This window comes from Leptospira sanjuanensis (assembly GCF_022267325.1).
GTDB lineage: Bacteria > Spirochaetota > Leptospiria > Leptospirales > Leptospiraceae > Leptospira > Leptospira sanjuanensis.
Map to the genome: position 1 here is coordinate 1,216,553 of NZ_JAIZBG010000001.1, position 17,593 is coordinate 1,234,145.

20 protein-coding genes are annotated in these 17,593 nt (G+C 46.8%); all 20 read left to right on the top strand.

Annotated elements, in window-relative coordinates:
- Nucleotides 1–406 precede the first annotated feature (406 nt).
- A complete protein-coding gene (gene infC, locus LFX25_RS05500) occupies nucleotides 407–946 on the top strand; it encodes a translation initiation factor IF-3 (protein ID WP_118955437.1) in 540 nt (179 codons plus the stop codon).
- Between the two features lie 31 nt (nucleotides 947–977).
- On the top strand, nucleotides 978–1,181 hold the full coding sequence (gene rpmI / locus LFX25_RS05505; RefSeq protein ID WP_002765180.1) for a 50S ribosomal protein L35: 204 nt from the start codon (nucleotides 978–980) through the stop codon (nucleotides 1,179–1,181).
- Nucleotides 1,181–1,534: a 50S ribosomal protein L20 gene (rplT, locus tag LFX25_RS05510; RefSeq protein ID WP_002726297.1), complete on the top strand. Its 354-nt coding sequence runs from the start codon at nucleotides 1,181–1,183 to the stop codon at nucleotides 1,532–1,534. Before rpmI ends, rplT begins: the two co-directional genes overlap by 1 nt.
- Nucleotides 1,535–1,623: 89 nt before the next feature.
- On the top strand, nucleotides 1,624–2,289 hold the full coding sequence (locus LFX25_RS05515; protein WP_238729342.1) for a coiled-coil domain-containing protein: 666 nt from the start codon (nucleotides 1,624–1,626) through the stop codon (nucleotides 2,287–2,289).
- A gap of 10 nt (nucleotides 2,290–2,299) precedes the next feature.
- Nucleotides 2,300–2,614 (top strand): cell division protein ZapA, encoded by a 315-nt coding sequence (locus LFX25_RS05520; protein ID WP_135571714.1) that lies wholly within the window; start codon nucleotides 2,300–2,302, stop codon nucleotides 2,612–2,614.
- A gap of 75 nt (nucleotides 2,615–2,689) precedes the next feature.
- Nucleotides 2,690–3,220, top strand: a complete 531-nt coding sequence (locus LFX25_RS05525) for a 5-formyltetrahydrofolate cyclo-ligase (RefSeq protein WP_238729343.1) — start codon at nucleotides 2,690–2,692, stop codon at nucleotides 3,218–3,220.
- A gap of 149 nt (nucleotides 3,221–3,369) precedes the next feature.
- Nucleotides 3,370–3,864: a chemotaxis protein CheW gene (locus LFX25_RS05530; protein ID WP_118955433.1), complete on the top strand. Its 495-nt coding sequence runs from the start codon at nucleotides 3,370–3,372 to the stop codon at nucleotides 3,862–3,864.
- Nucleotides 3,864–7,109 carry a chemotaxis protein CheW gene (locus LFX25_RS05535; RefSeq protein ID WP_238729344.1) on the top strand — a complete coding sequence of 1,082 codons (3,246 nt, stop codon included), beginning with the start codon at nucleotides 3,864–3,866 and terminating at the stop codon, nucleotides 7,107–7,109. Before LFX25_RS05530 ends, LFX25_RS05535 begins: the two co-directional genes overlap by 1 nt.
- A gap of 5 nt (nucleotides 7,110–7,114) precedes the next feature.
- Nucleotides 7,115–8,188, top strand: a complete 1,074-nt coding sequence (locus LFX25_RS05540) for a protein-glutamate methylesterase/protein-glutamine glutaminase (protein ID WP_238729345.1) — start codon at nucleotides 7,115–7,117, stop codon at nucleotides 8,186–8,188.
- Nucleotides 8,189–8,190: 2 nt separating this feature from the next.
- A complete protein-coding gene (locus LFX25_RS05545; RefSeq protein WP_004458304.1) occupies nucleotides 8,191–8,553 on the top strand; it encodes a response regulator in 363 nt (120 codons plus the stop codon).
- 17 nt (nucleotides 8,554–8,570) lie between these two features.
- Nucleotides 8,571–9,356, top strand: coding sequence for a segregation and condensation protein A (locus tag LFX25_RS05550; RefSeq protein WP_238729346.1), 786 nt, complete (start codon nucleotides 8,571–8,573; stop codon nucleotides 9,354–9,356).
- On the top strand, nucleotides 9,323–9,886 hold the full coding sequence (scpB, locus tag LFX25_RS05555; protein ID WP_238729347.1) for an SMC-Scp complex subunit ScpB: 564 nt from the start codon (nucleotides 9,323–9,325) through the stop codon (nucleotides 9,884–9,886). Before LFX25_RS05550 ends, scpB begins: the two co-directional genes overlap by 34 nt.
- On the top strand, nucleotides 9,879–10,970 hold the full coding sequence (pheA, locus tag LFX25_RS05560) for a prephenate dehydratase (protein ID WP_118955428.1): 1,092 nt from the start codon (nucleotides 9,879–9,881) through the stop codon (nucleotides 10,968–10,970). Before scpB ends, pheA begins: the two co-directional genes overlap by 8 nt.
- Nucleotides 10,967–11,884, top strand: a complete 918-nt coding sequence (locus tag LFX25_RS05565; RefSeq protein WP_238729348.1) for a prephenate dehydrogenase — start codon at nucleotides 10,967–10,969, stop codon at nucleotides 11,882–11,884. The genes pheA and LFX25_RS05565 overlap by 4 nt, the downstream gene beginning before the upstream one ends.
- The gene (gene aroA, locus LFX25_RS05570) at nucleotides 11,865–13,187 is read left to right on the top strand and encodes a 3-phosphoshikimate 1-carboxyvinyltransferase (protein ID WP_238729349.1); all 1,323 of its coding nucleotides are present in this window, start codon (nucleotides 11,865–11,867) and stop codon (nucleotides 13,185–13,187) included. Before LFX25_RS05565 ends, aroA begins: the two co-directional genes overlap by 20 nt.
- Entirely contained in the window at nucleotides 13,180–13,872 is a 693-nt protein-coding gene (cmk, locus tag LFX25_RS05575; RefSeq protein ID WP_238729350.1) for a (d)CMP kinase, read from the top strand. The genes aroA and cmk overlap by 8 nt, the downstream gene beginning before the upstream one ends.
- Before the next feature lie 57 nt (nucleotides 13,873–13,929).
- Nucleotides 13,930–15,612, top strand: a complete 1,683-nt coding sequence (locus LFX25_RS05580; RefSeq protein ID WP_238729351.1) for a 30S ribosomal protein S1 — start codon at nucleotides 13,930–13,932, stop codon at nucleotides 15,610–15,612.
- Between the two features lie 24 nt (nucleotides 15,613–15,636).
- A complete protein-coding gene (locus LFX25_RS05585; RefSeq protein WP_238729352.1) occupies nucleotides 15,637–16,383 on the top strand; it encodes a YfgM family protein in 747 nt (248 codons plus the stop codon).
- Entirely contained in the window at nucleotides 16,383–17,000 is a 618-nt protein-coding gene (gene hisG, locus LFX25_RS05590) for an ATP phosphoribosyltransferase (RefSeq protein ID WP_238729353.1), read from the top strand. Before LFX25_RS05585 ends, hisG begins: the two co-directional genes overlap by 1 nt.
- Nucleotides 17,001–17,388: 388 nt before the next feature.
- Nucleotides 17,389–17,589 carry a 50S ribosomal protein L32 gene (rpmF, locus tag LFX25_RS05595; protein WP_000290471.1) on the top strand — a complete coding sequence of 67 codons (201 nt, stop codon included), beginning with the start codon at nucleotides 17,389–17,391 and terminating at the stop codon, nucleotides 17,587–17,589.
- Nucleotides 17,590–17,593: the final 4 nt, after the last annotated feature.

The window sequence follows — 17,593 nt, forward strand, 5'->3', positions numbered from 1 at the left end:
GTGGGAACTCCTTCGTTTTCCCGGTGAATCATTGTGAAAAGAACGGACTGATCTTGAAAAACGTAGGAACTACTACGGTTCAACGCGGGGAATTTCCCGGTGGAACGTTTCCGTTGTGGGAACTCCTGCTGTTTCCCAGTTCGAATCGGATTCTTTGAAGAGAAAACTGTGGGAACTACCACCGTATTCCGGAAAAATACCGGAATCGAATTCCGAAACAAGTGGGAACTCTTACCTTCCTAACGCGGACTTCTGCCGTTAACCCATCGAACTTGTGGGAACTACCACGGATCGTCGAAAACGGCAAAATCCGCTTGAAATAAAGGCCGATTCCAGGGAAATAGAGTCAAAAATCGCTTGAAAACAGGCCTAAGAATAAAATCTTGGAAATCTAGCCGGAGAATGAATGCAGAGGAAACCGAGTCAAAAGTCAGCAACGGATAAACTTTTTAATCACAGGATCAATGAGAAAATCACGGGCGTTTCCAGAGTCCGTTTAGTATCGGACGACGGAGTGGCGATCGTTCCTTTTGAAGAAGCTCTCAGAAAAGCAAAAGAAGAAAACCTGGATCTCGTGGAAGTATCGGCGGATCAGGAACTTCACGTTTGTAAGATCATCGACTACGGTAAGTATAAATTCGAGTTACTCAAAAAGAGTAAAGAGGCTAAAAAGAAACAACACGTAATCAACGTTAAGGAAATTAAGATTCGTCCTCGAATCGAAAGTCACGATTACGAAATCAAAAAGAAACACGCGCAAGAGTTTCTTGGAAAGGGAGACAAAGTAAAAGTCAGTCTCCGATTCCGCGGTAGAGAGATGATGCACTCCGACCTCGGAATGAAAGTGGTATATAGAATGATCGAAGACCTGAAAGAGCATGGCACCGCGGAAAGGGATCCTGTTCAGGACGGAAAGCAGATCGTAGTAATTATTAATCCGAAATAATTTCCGGAAATAGGATCGAAGGTAGATTAAGATGCCAAAGTTGAAAACGAACAGAGCCGCTGCAAAGCGTTTCAAGTTCACAAAGAACAACAAAATCAAACGCAAGAGTATGAATACCCGTCACATCTTGACCAAAAAGGGACCGAAACGCAGAAGACGTCTTCGCGGTTTGACCTTGGTCAATAACTCTGACTGGAAATCCATCGTCAGATTAATGCCTTATGGAGTACGATAATGCCTAGAGCGGTCAACGGAACCATCCACAAAAATAGAAGAAGAAGAGTCTTAAAGGACGCAAAAGGATTCCGCGGAGCCCGTTCTAAACTTTACAGAACGGCAAAAAGTGCGGTAATGAAAGCGGGCCAGTGGGCTTACCGCGATCGTAGAGCGAAGAAAAGAGATTTTCGTAAACTTTGGATCATCAGAATTAACGCCGCTGCGAGAGAAAATGGTTTGTCTTATTCCGTATTCATGAATTCTCTTAAGAAATTAGGGATCAACATGGATCGTAAATCCCTTGCAGAGCTGGCTTTTAACGATCGGGAAGTTTTCAACGCCCTGGTCGAAAAGATCAAAGTAGCCGGATAATCAATCCAGCTTGACCGAAATCGACAGCCCTGTAAGCTTACAGGGCTTTTTCTGTTTTCAGAGAATCGTTTTTTAAGGAGAATCAGGTTATGCTTACTATGGAGACCATTGAAGAATTAGAAAGCAAGGTCATTAAAGCCCTTGAACTGATCGGCGATCTTCGCGCTGAAAATGGTCGCTTAGAATCCGAAAACGAAACCCTGAGAGCCGAAAACGACCAGATGAAACTGGCGATGGAAGAAAAGGAAAAAGAACTTTCTTCTCTCCGGGCTCAGCTTCAAAAAACGAACGCAGAACTTACGGAACTCAAAGAAAGAGAACAAAAACTCGAAGGAAAGATCAATCAACTCCTCGGAAGATTGGATTCTCTTCCACAAGGGGGAGGAGCAACGGCATCTTCGGCTCCTTCTTCTTCCGCTTCGAGTGCGGCTCCGGCTGCTGCAGCCGCCGCAACTACCGCCGCGGCGTCTAACGTCGTCAAAGAAACCGCTTCCGCAGAAGAGGAATTCGGCGAAGACGACGAAATCATTCTTCTCGACGAAGAAGACGACGATATTTCCCTGATCACAGAAGTTCCCGAAAAAGACGAAGACATCATCGAAATTTCCGAAGACGAAACCGCGGAAGATTTCAGTCCTCTGACCGAAAGCGATGACGACGATATCATTATCGAAGACGATGACGACGCGATCAGCGTATTCGACGCGGATGAAGACGACGACTTTCTGATCATCGAAGACGATCCTAAGTCCTGAGGTTGTTTGATTGGACCCACGCAGGGTAAAAGTTAGAATCCTCGGAGAGGAATATACGATCCTCAGCGAAACGGGAGAAGACTATATTTATTCCCTTGCGGAAGAAGTGGATCGAAAACTCAGAGAACTCGGAGCCGGAATGCCCGGCGCATCCCGACAAAAATTAGCCATCTTAGCCGCGCTGAACTTTGCGGACGAATTGAATCAAGCGAAAGAAATCAAAAGTGAAACAACACCTTCCGCTTCTCCCGGAACCGGTGAAATCGAAGAAAAAACCCGCAAGCTGATAACCATGTTGGAAGAAGGAATCATCGGAGATCTGTGAACTTCTTTCTTTGAGCCGCATTCAAAACTTTACTTTGTACGATTAAAAATTCGATCTCTTTAGTAGTAATTCTCCTTGAAACTGCAATCTAGAAACGCACTTCGAACGCTTCTTACTCTTTTGGAAGAAAGAGAAATCAAAGACCAAGCCATTCTGCGGTTTTTAGCGGAAATCACGGCGGGCGCACGTAAGATCATCGCCTACGCTCCCGATAAATGGGAAGTAAAGGTGGACCCGAAAGCCTTGGGTTGGACAGATTCCGGTAAGGAAATTTATTTCCCAAAAATGATCGGAGAAAAACTCGAATTCATTCTTCCCGAAACCTGGGAATCGGGCCCGTTCGGAATTTCCGAACCGAAAGGAACAAAGACCTTAAATTTTCACGATGCGGAATGGATTGTCGTTCCGGCTTTGGGTTACGACGAACTCGGTTTCCGTTTGGGACGGGGCGCGGGCTTTTATGACAGAACTTTGCACGACGTCAGTCCGAATCAATTGATCGGTCTTACCTACGAGGAACTCTTTCCGGCGAGCTTCGCAAAGGAAGATCACGACATAAGAGTTGGTACTGTCATTACGGAGAAAAAAATCTATCAAATCGTCTGAAAAAGCGGTAAAATACTGTCTATTCGATAAATAGAGTGAGAATTTTTAGGTTTCGCGAATGCTTTCTTTCGATTGTTCTTGAAAAACAAATCGCAATCTGTTTTATATATTGATCCTGGATTTTAACGGAGACCTTCGGGTATACAATCATGGCCTCATTCGATAATAGACAATATCTTGAATCCTTAGAAGCGGATAAAACGACGGACTCTCAAAAGGAATATCTTACCTTTAATGTCGAGGACGAAATCTTCGGAATCGATATCCTAAAAATCCACGAAATTCTGAAGCCGGTTCCGATCACAAGAATTCCGAACGGAGACGATTATATTCTCGGGGTGATTAATCTCCGAGGAGAGATCATTCCGATATTAGATCTAAAGCAGGTTTTCGGAATCGGATACAGCGAGATCATTCCTTCCACAAGAATCATCGTCGTCGTTCACGAAGAAAAACGCGCGGGAATTCTCGTCGATACGGTAAAACAAGTGGTGAAAATTCAATTCGACAAAATCAGCAAGGCCACCGACGATCTCACTCTCAATTACAGTTCTTTGATAGAATCTGTCAGCCAGGCGGAGGAAACTTTGATCCTTAACTTAAACCTATCCGTCCTGATCAACTTTGAACAGGAGGTCGCGTAATGGCTGGAATTCTGGGAGAATACACCGAACTCTTTTTGGAAGAGTCCGAAGACCAAATCGAAGAACTGAACGCGAACCTTCTTCGTCTCGAAGCGGATCATAAAAATCTTTCGATCATCAACGATATCTTCCGCGCGGCTCATTCGCTCAAAAGTTCCGCGGCTTTCGTCGGTTTATACAATCTTTCCGATCTCGCTCACAAGATGGAGAATCTTCTTCAGTTGACGAGAGACGGAAAACTCGAAGTCAAACTTCCTCTCGTCAATCTTCTGTTTCAATGTTTCGATCTGATCAAATACGTGATCGCCAACGTAAGCCAAGGGAAAAAGATCGATACCCCGTTTACGGAGATGATTCAAAAGCTGGACGCGTACGAAAAAGATCCTTCTTCTTTTTCCGGCGTTGCAGGTTCCGCGCCCGCCGAGACTTCCGCTCCGGCGCCAAAACCCGTTGAAGCAGCACCCGCCCGTCCAGCCGCGGCTCCGACATCTTCTTCCGCACCGAGCGCCGCTTTGCGTCCTTCCACTTCGGGAGGTTTGGACATTCGTTTGGAAGCGGAAGAGGTTCGCGAACTCGAAGAGGAAATCCGCAAGGCCGGAAAATGTCTGAAGATCTCCGTAAGTCTCGGAAAAGATTCTCCGATGAAGGGTCTTCGTTTTTCTTTGATTCTTCAGAACTTAAAAAATTTAGGAGTCGTTTATAAATCCGTTCCCGATCTCGAAGAATTGGAAAAGGGAGTCGACGTCACTTCCATCACGCTTTTATTTCTTTCTTCCGAATCCCTGGAACAGATACGAACGGCGGCTAACGTCGATATGGTGGAAACCCTCGACATTCAGGAATACGTTCCCGTCGTTCAGGAGGAAGTCGCGGCGACGGGATTCAAGATGGACGACGATATGGCGGCGTCCGAATCCAAGGTTACATTAAAGAGTATTAAAGTATCCTCCGATAAACTCGATCAGCTCATGAATAACGTGGGAGAGTTGATCATTACGAATTCCGGCTTTCAAAGAATCTACGACGATCTGATCCGAATCTTCGGTGAGGACCAACTCTTCAACGATCTCAAATCCAGAATCGATCTCATCAACCGAATCTCGAAAGAACTCCAATCCGGAATCATGAACATCCGAATGGTTCAAATCTCCACTGTGTTCCGCAGATTCTCGCGTTTGGTGCGCGACCTTTCGCTCGAAACCGGCAAGAAGGTGAATTTGATTCTCAGCGGAGAATCGACCGAACTCGACAAAAAAGTCATCGATGCGCTCGGTGAACCGCTTCTCCATTTGATCCGCAACTCCGTGGATCACGGAATTGAAACTCCGTCCGAAAGAGTCGCCGCGGGAAAATCGGAAACCGGAACGGTGGAACTCAATTCTTACCAAGGCGGAAGCAATATTATGGTGGAGATCCGCGACGACGGTCGCGGTTTGGACGCGGAAAAAATTCTCCGCAAAGCGATCGAGAAGGGACTCGTCTCCGCGACCGAAGCTTCCAATCTCACCGAGCAGGAAATCTATCAGTTCATTTTCCAAGCGGGATTTTCCACAGCCGATACGATCACGGATATTTCCGGTCGCGGCGTGGGCATGAACGTCGTGAACAATCTCATCCAGGAATTCAAAGGGAAAATTTTGATCAACAGCACGAAAGGTCAGGGGACTTCCTTTGTTCTTTCCTTTCCGCAAGCTCTTGCGATCATTCCTTCCATTCTCGTTCTTATGGAAGAGGAAGTGTATGCGTTTCCTCTTTCGGAAGTCAACGAGACGATCAAGATTCACAACGATCAGATCACCACTCTCGAAGGGAACGAAATCATCAATCTCAGAGGAGAAGTTCTTCCGATCTACAGACTCAACCGCATCATCGGCCTTCAGGACAAAACGGATCGCGAAGAATTTCCGGTCGTCATCGTTCAATACAAAGGTCGCAAGATCGGATTTATGGTCGATGAACTCGTGGGCAAACACGAGACGGTCATCAAGTCTCTCGAAAAGAATTTCAAAAACATCCACGGTCTCACAGGTGCGTCCATCATGGGAGACGGAACCATCATCATGGTTTTGGACATTCCCGGAATCGTAGAGATCGCGTCCGAACTCGAAGACACGGACACCGTCGTTCGTTATCATCTCGAAACGATGCGGAGAATCAGTTCGATTCATTCCGCGGACCGCGAAGAGGAACTCTACGTTCAAAAAACGACGAATCCTACGAACGTCTACAATCACAAACTGCACGAGATCACGAACCGTGAACGTCTGAAAAAGAAAAAGACCGAACGCACCCGCGAGATGAAACGCATCGTCGTGGACAAAGAAGAAATGATCCGCGAAGAAAAAGAACTCGCGGCGGCTCTCAGCGTGGAAATGAAAGCTCCTCAGGAAAGACAACTTCCCGCCGCCGGCGAACCCGTGATTCCTGAATCCCCGAAGACTACTCCGCCTCCGACCGTGACTTCGTTTTCGGATTCTCCCTCCACTCCGCGTAAACCGTTCGTTTCCAAGTCGGAAGAGGAATATCGTTCTCATATCACCGACATTGCGCTCGATCAAAGCGCGAGCGAAGAGGAACAAAAACGAGCCAAGTCGATCATCGACAGCTTCTTATCTCAAAAGAAAGAACGTACGATGTCCGTCGGTCCCGCAAAGGACTTCAAAGGCGCCCTTTCCAAAGAGGAAATCAAAAAACTCGAAAGCGTAGTCAACACGGGAATGATGAACGCGGGTATGGTTCTTTCCCAGCTTTTGAAAAAGAACATCGATCTTTTTATTCCGGAAATCATCATGAACGACCGCGACGGTCTCGCGGAAGAGATCCGTTTTTCGGACGATCATTTTTACGGTCTTCGTATCCGCATGAACGGAGATTTGAACGGAAATCTTTTGATGATGTTCTCCAGAGAAAACGCGAGCAATCTCGCGAGAGAACTTCTCGGTTCGGATATGCCCCCCGGTTCCGGTTTGACCGACGATGCGAAGTCCGTTCTCAGCGAGATCTCCAATATCGTTTGTTCTTCGGTAATGAACTCGATTTCCAACAAGGCGAAAGCGAGCGTGATGCCTTCCGTTCCCGAATTTTTGGAAGGAACGTTTATGCAGGTTTTGGACGTCGTAAAACCGGAGAGAACGAAATTCTTAAGTATGCTGACCGAATTCAATCACGAAGGAAACGATCTTCTCGGCGTTCTTTTATTCCTTCCGGACTTTGACGAATTGATCCAGTTGATCCCGAGGTTCTAAAGGAAATGGTTCCCAACCCGGTCCGCGCGGTCATCGTGGATGATTCTCTTTTAGTGAGAAACATCATCTCCGATCAGATCCAAAAAGATTCCCAGATTCTCGTCGTCGCCACCGGTAAGACCGGTGTGGATTGTATCGAACTCGCGCAAAAATTGAATCCGGACGTCATCATCCTCGACGTGGAAATGCCGGTGATGGACGGTCTTACGGCCTTGCACGAGCTTCAAAAAAAGAGGATGGGAATTCCGGTCATCATGCTTTCGGTTCTGACTCAAAACGGAGCCGAGGCCACGTTCAAGGCTTTGGAATACGGCGCGATCGACTTCGTTCCCAAACCTTCGAGCGCGTTTCAATTCGATCCCGAAGAAATCGGAAACATTCTCAAGTCCAAGATTCTCGCATTCTTCGAAAGCCGCGTAAGAATTCCTTCCATTGTCTCATTAAAAAAAGTTCCGGTGACGACCGTTCCTTCCGGCGGAGCGCCGGCGAAAAAAACTCCCGTGCAAGCGATCTGTATCGGTACTTCCACCGGTGGACCGAGAGCATTGCAGGAAGTTTTTTCCAGAGTCCCCGCGGACATTTCTCTGCCGATACTAGTCGTGCAACATATGCCCGCAGGTTTTACGAAAGCGTTCGCGATGAGACTCAACGAACATTCCAAAATTCGAGTGAAGGAAGCCGAAGACGGCGAACCGATCGAACCGAATACGGGCTACGTCGCACCGGGAGACGCGCATCTTTCCGTTCAATCTCGCGGCGGGAGGAAATGGATTGCCCTGAACAGGGAAGCTCCCGTAAATGGACACAGACCTTCCATTGAAGTTCTCCTAAACAGCGCGATCGAAGAATATAAAAGCGGGATAATCGGTGTGATTATGACCGGTATGGGAAAGGACGGCTCGGCGGCTATGGTAAAAGTGAAAGAAGCCGGGGGTTCCACGATCGCACAGGACGAACAAACTTCCGTAATTTATGGAATGAACCGTCAGGCCGTTGAAATGGGAGGCGTCGAATATATCGAGCCTGTGACCGAAATCATCAATAGGATCCAAATCATTTTGAAAGAGAGAGGAATTTAATTATGGCCAGAATTCTCGTTGTGGATGACGCCAAATTCATGAGAACCATGGTAAAAGACGCGCTCACCCAAACCGGTCATGAGATCGTAGGTGAGGCTGAAAACGGGAATATTGCCGTGGAGCAATACAAGTCTTTGAAGCCGGATCTGGTCACGATGGATATTACCATGCGTGAAAAAGACGGAATCGAAGCGGCTCAGGAAATATTCAAGTTGGATGCGAAAGCGAGAATCATCATGGTAACCGCGCTCGGTCAGGAAGACCTTTTGGCAAAGGCAATCAAGATGGGAGTCAAAGACTTCGTCGTAAAACCGTTTTCTCCGGAAAGACTCCAGCAGGCGGCGGACAAAGCTCTGAATTCTTAAGAGGCAAAAGTCTTTGAATGGAGAATGAAGAATCCGGTAAGTCCTTTGTAGTTCAATGGAACAACTCCGAGGGAGGTTTGACGGAAGGACCTCTTTCAGTCCTCTGGAGTTTGATTGAAAGTTACAAAGTGGACATCTTTGATGTTTCTCTCTCTCGCATCACCCGTGATTTTTTAAGTTTCTTACGGATTTCAGAGACTCTTTCCTTGGAACTCAGCGCGGAATACGCCTTGATGGCGGCCAATCTTATCTACTTAAAATCCAAGGCGCTGTTGCCGGATCCGGGATTTGAGGAAGAAGACTACGAGCCGCCGCTTCCCCCCGAACTTGTTGAAAAACTTTTAGAACACAAAAAATTCCAGCTCACCGCAAAACGGCTCTCGGAAATGGATCAGGTCCAGACAGGGGTTTTCCGAAGAGAATCCAACGTCACCTTGGAAGAAGAGGACAATTGGCTGGACGTTTCTTTGTTGGACTTGATCGGCGCGTTCAACGAAATTCTCGAAGCCAAAGTCGACGACGCGGAAATTCCCGCATTACTCACCACACCTCACCGATTTACGGTGGAAGAAAAGATGGAAAAAATCCTTTCTTCCCTCCGAGAAAAAAAGGAAGTTACTTTCCCGGAATTATTCGAGAAGGAAGTTCCGGAAAAGGCAGAAATCGTTGCCACTTTTCTGGCATTGCTGGAACTAAGTAAGCAGAGGATTCTCCGGGCTAAGCAGCATAAACTTTTCGGGGAGATCCGTTTATTTCTGGTAGAGGAACAGTGGAACGGGACAGGGCAAAACTCAAAGGATTGATCGAGGCGTTATTATTCGTTTCCGGTGAACCTCTTAAATTGGCGAGCATCGCCAAGTCCGCCGAAATGGAAAAGACCGAGACAAGAGAAATTCTCGACGAACTCGTATTAGACTATTCCGAAAAGAACGGCGGCTTTCTCTTAAAGGAAATCGGCGGCGCCTATCAGTTCGTGACCAACGAGGGATATTCCGAAATTCTCGGAAACATCTTCAAGGAAAAAAGAAGGGAACAACTTTCCAAATCCAGTTTGGATACTCTTGCCATCATCGCATACAAACAACCCATCACTCTTCCCGAAATCGACGAGATCCGCGGAGTTTCCTCCAGAGCGATGGTGACTTCTCTCATATCCAAAAAATTGATCAAGCCGATCGGCAACAAAGAAGTTCCGGGAAGACCGGCGCTTTACGGAACGACCAAAGAATTCTTGATTCATTTCGGATTGAATAAACTATCGGATCTTCCGGCTCCTGTGGAAGTCAAAGAGCTGAAATTTGAAAACCTGGACGATTTACTCGAAAATGAGTGACCTGGATCAACAACTAAAAGTCTTCCGAGATCAAATCGATTCTCTGGATCAAGAAATCGTAAAGGCGATCCAGGCTCGCACGGAATTCGTCGCGAAAATCGGCGAACTCAAGCGCGAACGAAACGAACCGGTCTTCCGTCCCGATCGCGAAAAAGAAGTTTATGAAAAGATAAAGTCTTTGAGCGCGGGGCCGTTACCCGACAAGGTTCTCATCGCCATTTACCGCGAAATCATGTCCGGTTCCATCTCCGTCGAAAAAGGATTGGAAGTCGGTTATCTCGGACCTGCCGGTTCCTTTTCCAATCAAGCGGTTCGTACTCGTTTCGGAGCTTCGATCCAAGCGTTGGAATTCAATTCCATTCCCGACGTGTTCCGCGCCGTGGAAACCGATAAGATCGACTACGGAGTCGTTCCGGTCGAGAACTCGAGCGAAGGACTCGTCAATTCCACGCTCGATCAGTTTTTGGTTTCCGACCTTCTCATTTATTCCGAACATTATCTGAGAATCAGCATCAGTCTTTTGGGATTCGAACACGACCTTTCCAAAATCCATACTTTGTACGGAATCAAGATCGCGAATTCTCAATGCAAGAATTGGCTCGCCGCAAACTTACCGCACGTCGAGATCGTGGAAACTTCCTCCACCGCAAAAGCCGCGCAGATCGTAGCGGAAAAAAAGGAAGGATGCGCGGCGATCGCTTCTTCCATCGCGGCGGAAATCTACGGACTCAGTTTGATCCGCGAGTCCATCGAAGATCTCGCCGACAACACGACCCGGTTTTTGATCATCGGAAAAAATCAATGTCCTCCGACCGGAAACGACAAAACTTCCGTCGTGTTCTCCTGTCCCGATAAGCCGGGGGCTTTGTATCGCGTATTAAAACCTTTCTTCGATCATCAACTCAATCTGACAAAGATAGAATCCAGACCTACGAGAAGAAATTCCTGGGAATACAACTTCTTCATCGACTTTAACGGTCATCAAAAGGACGAATCCATCCAAGCCGTTCTTTCCAGCTTGAAAGAAAACACGATCTTTCTCCGGGTTCTCGGTTCCTATCCGATGTCTCCGCAAAGCCTGTGAAATCAGAATTTTCTAATATTCTCATATACGGTCTCGGGCTGATGGGCGCTTCTTTGTCCTTGGCGCTCAAGAAGAAGGGAATCTCCGCGCGCGTCACGGGCGTAGTCAGTTCCTCCAAAAGCAAATCAAAGGGAGAATCTCTCCGTTCAGCGGACGAGATTTTGACCTCGGACGAATTTCATTCTACCAAACGTTGGAAAGATTACGATTTTATCATATTCGGAGTTCCGGTGGATCTCACCGTGAAGCTGATCTCCGAACTTCCTCTCGATTACGAAGGCGTGATCACCGATCTCGGTTCGACCAAAAAAGAAATCATTCACGCGGTTGAAGCCCGGTTTTCGAACGCACACAATTACGTCTCGTCGCATCCAATGTGCGGATCGGAAGAATCAGGACTCGAGTTTGCGAACGCGTCCCTTTACGAAGGAAGGCTTTGTATTCTGACTTCTCCCAAACACGCGAGGCCGGAAGTTCGGACGAGTTTGGACACGTTTTGGAAAAACATCGGAATGGAAACGATCGAAATTCCCGCCGATAAACACGACGCCATTCTATCGTATCTATCCCATTCTCCCCATATACTTTCCTCGATCATGGCGGACTGGGCGGCCAATCAGAAGATAGTAAAACAATATACGGACATGTCCCCGATTCCGTTGAACGGAGGAGGCTTTCGCGATATGACCCGGATCGCCGGTTCCAATCCGAAGATGTGGGCGGCGATTTTTTCCTCGAACCAAGAGGAAATCTATAAGTCGCTTCTCGACTACCGCGATCGACTCGATATTATATTAGAAAAATTGAATCCAAAAAACACCCTGAATCCGAAAGAATGGGAGGGTTTCATGGAAACCTCCCGCAGATCCAGGGATTATATTTTGAAGAACCAGGATGATTCCAAGAAACACTAAACTTAAGTCGCGGGAGATCACGGTTCCCGGAGATAAATCCTTATCGCATCGTTCCGTTTTGTTCGCCGCTCTTTCCAAGGGGCGTTCCAAGGTGACGGGATTTCTCGAAGCGGAAGATCCGCTCAATACGATGTCCGCGTTCACCAAACTCGGGTTAAATGTTCGAAAGATCGCGCCCGGCGAATACGAATTTACGAGTCCCGGAAAGGATGCTCTCGTTTCGCCTAATGTGGAACTCGACTTCGGAAACGCGGGAACGGGAATTCGTCTGTCGGCGGGACTGATCTGCGGACTTCCCGGAGTGAAAGCGACTCTGACAGGCGACGATTCCTTGAAAAAACGTCCGATGGGAAGAATCATCAAACCTCTGACTGCGATGGGCGCCTCGATCGTCGGGCTCGGAGAAAAAGAAACCGCTCCGCTGAAAATCGAAGGAAAAAAATTGAGTGCGTTCCGATACGAAAGTCCGATAGCGAGCGCACAGATCAAATCCTGTCTGATGCTCGCGGCGATCGCGTCCTCAACGGAATTGGAATATTCGGAAAACATATTGTCGCGGGATCATACCGAAAACATGTTTCAATTTTTGGGAAACAAGATCGAACGGATCTCGCCTCTTCATTTTAAAATCAAACCTCCGTACGTTTTGAACGGAGGAGAATTCAAAGTGCCGGGCGATATTTCCTCGGCGGCGTTTTTTTTGGTGCTCGGCGTTTTGGCAAAGGAAGGAAATCTTCTGATTCAGAACATCGGGCTGAATCCGGCCCGGATCGGAATCTTAAAAGCGCTGGAACTCATGGGAGCGAAGATCGAAATTCTCAACCGAAGAATCGAATGCGGAGAACCCGTCGGCGATCTCAAAACATATCCTTCCGCATTAAAGAAAGTGAATATTCCAGAATCCTTAATTCCTTCGATCATCGACGAAATTCCGATTTTGTCCGTAGCGGGACTCTTTGCCGAAGGCGGATTTGAAATCCGTCACGCGGAGGAATTGCGCGCCAAGGAATCGGACCGGATTCATACGATGGTTTCCAATTTCCGCGCGCTCGGAATCGAAGTGGAGGAATATCCGGACGGTTATGCGTTAGACGGAACCTCTCAAAAATCCGAAATCGTTTGGGCCGAACTTTCCAAAGGAAAAAAGATCTCCATTCTTTCCTATATGGATCATAGGATCGCGATGAGCTTTTTGATCCTCAAAGCCCTTTCCGGTTTCCAACTCGAAATCGACGAAACTTCCTGGATCGAAACTTCTTTTCCTGGATTTGAAACCTTACTTCGAGGATGTCTTTATGAATGAGAATGTGATCGCACTCGACGGTCCGGCGGGTTCGGGGAAAAGCACCGTAGCGAGACAAATCGCCGAAAAGATCGGATTCAATTATTTGGATACGGGAGCGTTCTATCGCGCAGTAACGTTGTTTTTATTTCGACGATACCAAGCCGCGACTAACGCGGGAGAATTCTCCGAATGGGTGAAAACGGACGAGGCAAAATCCTCGATCGGATCGGCGCATATCCTCTGCGAATTTTCCGCAGGAAACGAAAACAAAATTCTCCTGAACGGAGAAGATGTTTCTCTCGCGATTCGAACCCCCGCAATCACGAAAGAAATCAAACACATCGCGAACCAAAGAATTTACCGCGACTTCGTGAACAAAGAACTTCATTCTCTCGCGAAACGTTACAAATTGATCATGGACGGCCGCGATATCGGAACCGAAGTTTTCCCGGATGCGAAGTTCAAGTTTTACTTAACGGCTTCTTCCAAAGTGCGCGCGGAAAGAAGATATTTACAATTGCAAGAGCAGGGGATCGCCGCAGATCGGGACGAGATCGAAAGAGAAATCATTCTTCGCGACAAATCGGATATGGAAAGGGAAATAGCGCCTCTTTATCAGGCAAACGACGCAATCCTCGTTGACACTGATCTCCTACCAAAAAATAGTGTAATTAGCAAGATCCTTGAGATTCTGGATCGATGATCCCCGAAAATTTCCAGACGGATCCTGAACTACCATTAGCCGAGTAACCTACGCCCCATGACAAACAAGGAAGAGAAGTCCACTTTTGCAGAAGTATTCAAACAGTGGGAACAATCAATACACGAAGAACCGGAACTCCGGAAAGATCAAGTCGTTGAAGGAAAGATCGTATCCGTCGACAACGACTATGTTTATGTGGCAATCGAAGGGCTCAAACAAGAAGGCCGTATCCCAAGAGGAGATTTCGACGAAACTCCGGAACGCGGCAATTATGTCTCCGCAATCGTAAAAAGAAAGGAATCCCAAGATTCCGGATGTATTCTCTCCAAAAAAGAAGCCGACCAAAGAAAAGGTTGGGAAATCGTAAAAGAAGCGTTTAAAAACGGCTACCAAGTTACCGGCCGTCTCGTAAACGAAATCAAGGGCAAAGGTTACATCGTAAACGTAGAAGGAGTGGATCTCTTTTTACCTGCTTCTCAACTCAGCTATAAATTCAAAGAAGGGGAAACCTTCAAAAACAAGGAACTTGAGTTTAAGATCATCGAACTCAACGACCGCACTCGTTCCGGCGTGGTTTCCAGAAAGAAACTTTTGGACGAAGTAAACGAAGAAAAGTGGGACGCTCTTCTTCTCAAAATCAAAGTAGGGGACAAGGTTAAATCCGTAGTCAGCAAGATCGCTTCTTTCGGAGTATTCTGCGAAGTGGACGGAGTTACCGGTCTTCTGCGTCAAAGAGATATTTCTTACAAAAAATACGCTCCATTCAAACAATATTTCCAAATCGGCCAGGAAGTGGAACTTGTCGTTCTCGAACTCGACAAGGAAAACAACAAACTCGCGTTAGGTTTAAAACAACTCTACGAAGATCCTTGGGTTTGGGCGGAACGTTCTTTGGAAAAAGAAATGGTCATCCGCGGAACCGTAACTTCTTTAACGAAGTTCGGAGCGTTCGTGGAATTGAAAGAAGGTCTGGAAGGACTCATTCACACATCCGAACTGGCTTGGGCTAAAAAACCCCCGCAACCGAAAGACATATTAAAAAAAGGTCAAGAAGTGGAAGCTCTGGTTTTGGACATCGATTTCAAAAACAGAAGACTTTCTCTCGGCTTAAAACAACTTCAACCGAATCCTTGGGATCAGTTAAGCCCTGAAATCCGCAGAGGAAACGTTTTGGAAGGTGTGATTACCGGCATTACAAAATACGGCGCGTTCGTCGAAGTGGAAAACGGAATCGAAGGTCTGATCCACATCAGCGACATCACTTGGGACGAGAAGGCGAGCAATCCTACTTCTCAACTGAAAAAAGGCGACACCGTAAAATACATGATTCTCGACGTGAACTTGGACGCGCAGAGAATTTCCTGCGGTCTCAAGCAGTTGATGGAAAACCCATACGAGATTTTTCGCAACGAACATCCGATCGGAACCATCGTGGAAGGAAAGATCAAGTCCATCAAAGAATTCGGTATCTTTGTGGAAGTGGCTCCCGGAATCGAAGGTCTCGTTCATATCTCGGAAGTTCCGAACGGAAGAGAAACGAACATCGCGGAAGTTTACAAACCCGATGAGATCGTAAAAACCGCAGTCATCAAAGTGGACGTGAAGAATAAGAAAATTTCTCTCTCCATCAAGGACTTCGATAAGGCTCTCGAAAGAGAGGAAATGTCCAAGTATCTCAAGACTTCGGACGCTCCTTCCCGCGAAAGTCTGGGAAGCTTCCTGAACACTTCTCTCAGATAAGAATCCTGGAAAGAAGGACTTGATATGAAACGCTACGAAGTAGGTCAAACGGCCGCGAAAGAAGTTAAGGTGGACCCTTACGCGGATTTTCAAGGCAGTAAGATAGAATTGGCTCTGATCAAATTTTTCAGGGCGATCGCTTCTCGTATCAAGGAAGTTCTGATCGGAGCGGGTGCGATTCTTGTGATCGTTCTCGCGTTCGTGATCTATTTTCAATACCAAGATTCTCAGTTTGAAAAAGGGACGATCGCATTGGAAGCGTTGGAAAAAAAGTTCCGCGCCAATCCTGCGATCGATCTGAAAGAAAAAATCCAAGCATACGAAGAAATCTCTTCCCAGTATTCATCCAAAAAACTCGATCTGAGACTGGCAAAAGTCCTTTCCGATCTCTATTCCAGAAACGGAGAATTTCAAAAGGCCGCGGAGAAAATCGAATGGGCCGGTAAGAAAATCGACGAACCGACGGAAGTAAAGGCGTATTACTTTTATCTCGCGGGAAATCTTCGCGAAAGAGAAGGAAACTTCGAATCGGCGGAAACCGATTTTGCGACTGCGGCAAATCTTCTTTCCAATACGAGAGAAGCGAACGGATTCTTAGCTTGGAGTTTATACCAGACCGGAAGACTCAAGGCGAAAAACGGTAAAAAGGCGGAAGCGATCGAATCCTTGAAAAAGGTTCTCGATCAGGACATCAAAACTCCCGCGACCGATTACAATACCGTCAAACAATTCGCGACATTCTTACTCATACAACTCAACCAGAAAGGCTGATGCTTACACTGGCTTTGCCTAAAGGAAGACTCGCCGAAGAGAGCATCGATCTGATGATCTCCAAAGGCTGGCTTTCCGCTAAACCCGATCACCATTCCAAAGAACTCATCTACAACGATCCTATGGGAAGAATCCGGATTCTTCTCGTGCGTTCTCAAGACGTTGCGACTTACGTGGAACAATGCGCCGCAGACGCGGGAATCAGCGGTTGGGACGTCCTCAAAGAAGGAGGATACGACCTCGCTACTCCGCTCGATCTGAAAATCGGAAAGTGCAGACTTTCTCTTGCGGCGCCGGAAGGTTATACGCTGGAAGCGCGTCATCGCAAGATTCGAGTCGCGACGAAATATCCGAATTTAGCCAGAGAATTCTTTTTTCACAAAGGGTTGTCCTGCGAGATTTTCAAACTCTACGGTAGCATTGAATTGGCGCCGCTCGTGGGACTTTCGGATTGTATCGTTGACTTGGTTTCCACCGGAGGAACTTTGAAGGCAAACGGGCTCAAGGAGCTGGACATAATTTTAGAATCTTCGGCCAGGCTCGTTTTCAACCGCTCTTCTCTCTATGGAAAAAGAAAGGAAGCCGTTGAATTTATGGACTCTCTTTCCAATTTGTAGAATTCAATGAGAGGCTTCGCAAGTTGAATAAAGTAACAATGGACCGAAGAGGACTAAAACTTAAATGTTCCGACCAAAAGTGGGGTTTGTTAATTGCAAAAAGTGAGATCTTTTGATATAGAAAAATCTCCGAAGCTTTCCCGCCACCTCTCCCCACCACCCAAAATCTGGGTGGGGCGCGAAATTTTACGGTAGATTGTCGTAACTCCGACGGATTGATCTTCAGTTGTAGCCCGGTAAGGATAAGGAATGTTTTACTGAGTTCCAAGACGGCTCCTTTTTGCTCTCAAAAAGACCATCTTCTCCGCATTTCGGCGAAATAATAGTTGAGGATTACCAGCCTCAAAAAAGTATAGTTTAACAACTTCAATTTCCCAAGAGGAAAGCAATGGCAGTTCCCAAAAGACGAAAATCGAAATCAAAAGTAAGGACAAAACGGGCGCATCATGCCATCGGAAAACCAAATTTGGTTCCTTGTCCTAATTGCAATTCTTACAGACTTCCTCATAGAATTTGCCCAACCTGCGGATTCTATAAGACCGGAATCGTTTTAGAGCCGAAAGTTAAGAAGCCTAAAGAAGAAAATTAATTCC

Excerpts from the sequence above, each read along its gene's own strand:
- infC (WP_118955437.1), top strand. The coding sequence starts at position 407 with ATGCAGAGGAAACCGAGTCAAAAGTCAGCAACGGATAAACTTTTTAAT.
- rpmI (WP_002765180.1), top strand. The coding sequence starts at position 978 with ATGCCAAAGTTGAAAACGAACAGAGCCGCTGCAAAGCGTTTCAAGTTC.
- rplT (WP_002726297.1), top strand. The coding sequence starts at position 1,181 with ATGCCTAGAGCGGTCAACGGAACCATCCACAAAAATAGAAGAAGAAGA.
- LFX25_RS05515 (WP_238729342.1), top strand. The coding sequence starts at position 1,624 with ATGCTTACTATGGAGACCATTGAAGAATTAGAAAGCAAGGTCATTAAA.
- LFX25_RS05530 (WP_118955433.1), top strand. The coding sequence starts at position 3,370 with ATGGCCTCATTCGATAATAGACAATATCTTGAATCCTTAGAAGCGGAT.
- LFX25_RS05535 (WP_238729344.1), top strand. The coding sequence starts at position 3,864 with ATGGCTGGAATTCTGGGAGAATACACCGAACTCTTTTTGGAAGAGTCC.
- LFX25_RS05540 (WP_238729345.1), top strand. The coding sequence starts at position 7,115 with ATGGTTCCCAACCCGGTCCGCGCGGTCATCGTGGATGATTCTCTTTTA.
- LFX25_RS05545 (WP_004458304.1), top strand. The coding sequence starts at position 8,191 with ATGGCCAGAATTCTCGTTGTGGATGACGCCAAATTCATGAGAACCATG.
- LFX25_RS05550 (WP_238729346.1), top strand. The coding sequence starts at position 8,571 with ATGGAGAATGAAGAATCCGGTAAGTCCTTTGTAGTTCAATGGAACAAC.
- pheA (WP_118955428.1), top strand. The coding sequence starts at position 9,879 with ATGAGTGACCTGGATCAACAACTAAAAGTCTTCCGAGATCAAATCGAT.
- aroA (WP_238729349.1), top strand. The coding sequence starts at position 11,865 with ATGATTCCAAGAAACACTAAACTTAAGTCGCGGGAGATCACGGTTCCC.
- cmk (WP_238729350.1), top strand. The coding sequence starts at position 13,180 with ATGAATGAGAATGTGATCGCACTCGACGGTCCGGCGGGTTCGGGGAAA.
- LFX25_RS05580 (WP_238729351.1), top strand. The coding sequence starts at position 13,930 with ATGACAAACAAGGAAGAGAAGTCCACTTTTGCAGAAGTATTCAAACAG.
- LFX25_RS05585 (WP_238729352.1), top strand. The coding sequence starts at position 15,637 with ATGAAACGCTACGAAGTAGGTCAAACGGCCGCGAAAGAAGTTAAGGTG.
- hisG (WP_238729353.1), top strand. The coding sequence starts at position 16,383 with ATGCTTACACTGGCTTTGCCTAAAGGAAGACTCGCCGAAGAGAGCATC.
- rpmF (WP_000290471.1), top strand. The coding sequence starts at position 17,389 with ATGGCAGTTCCCAAAAGACGAAAATCGAAATCAAAAGTAAGGACAAAA.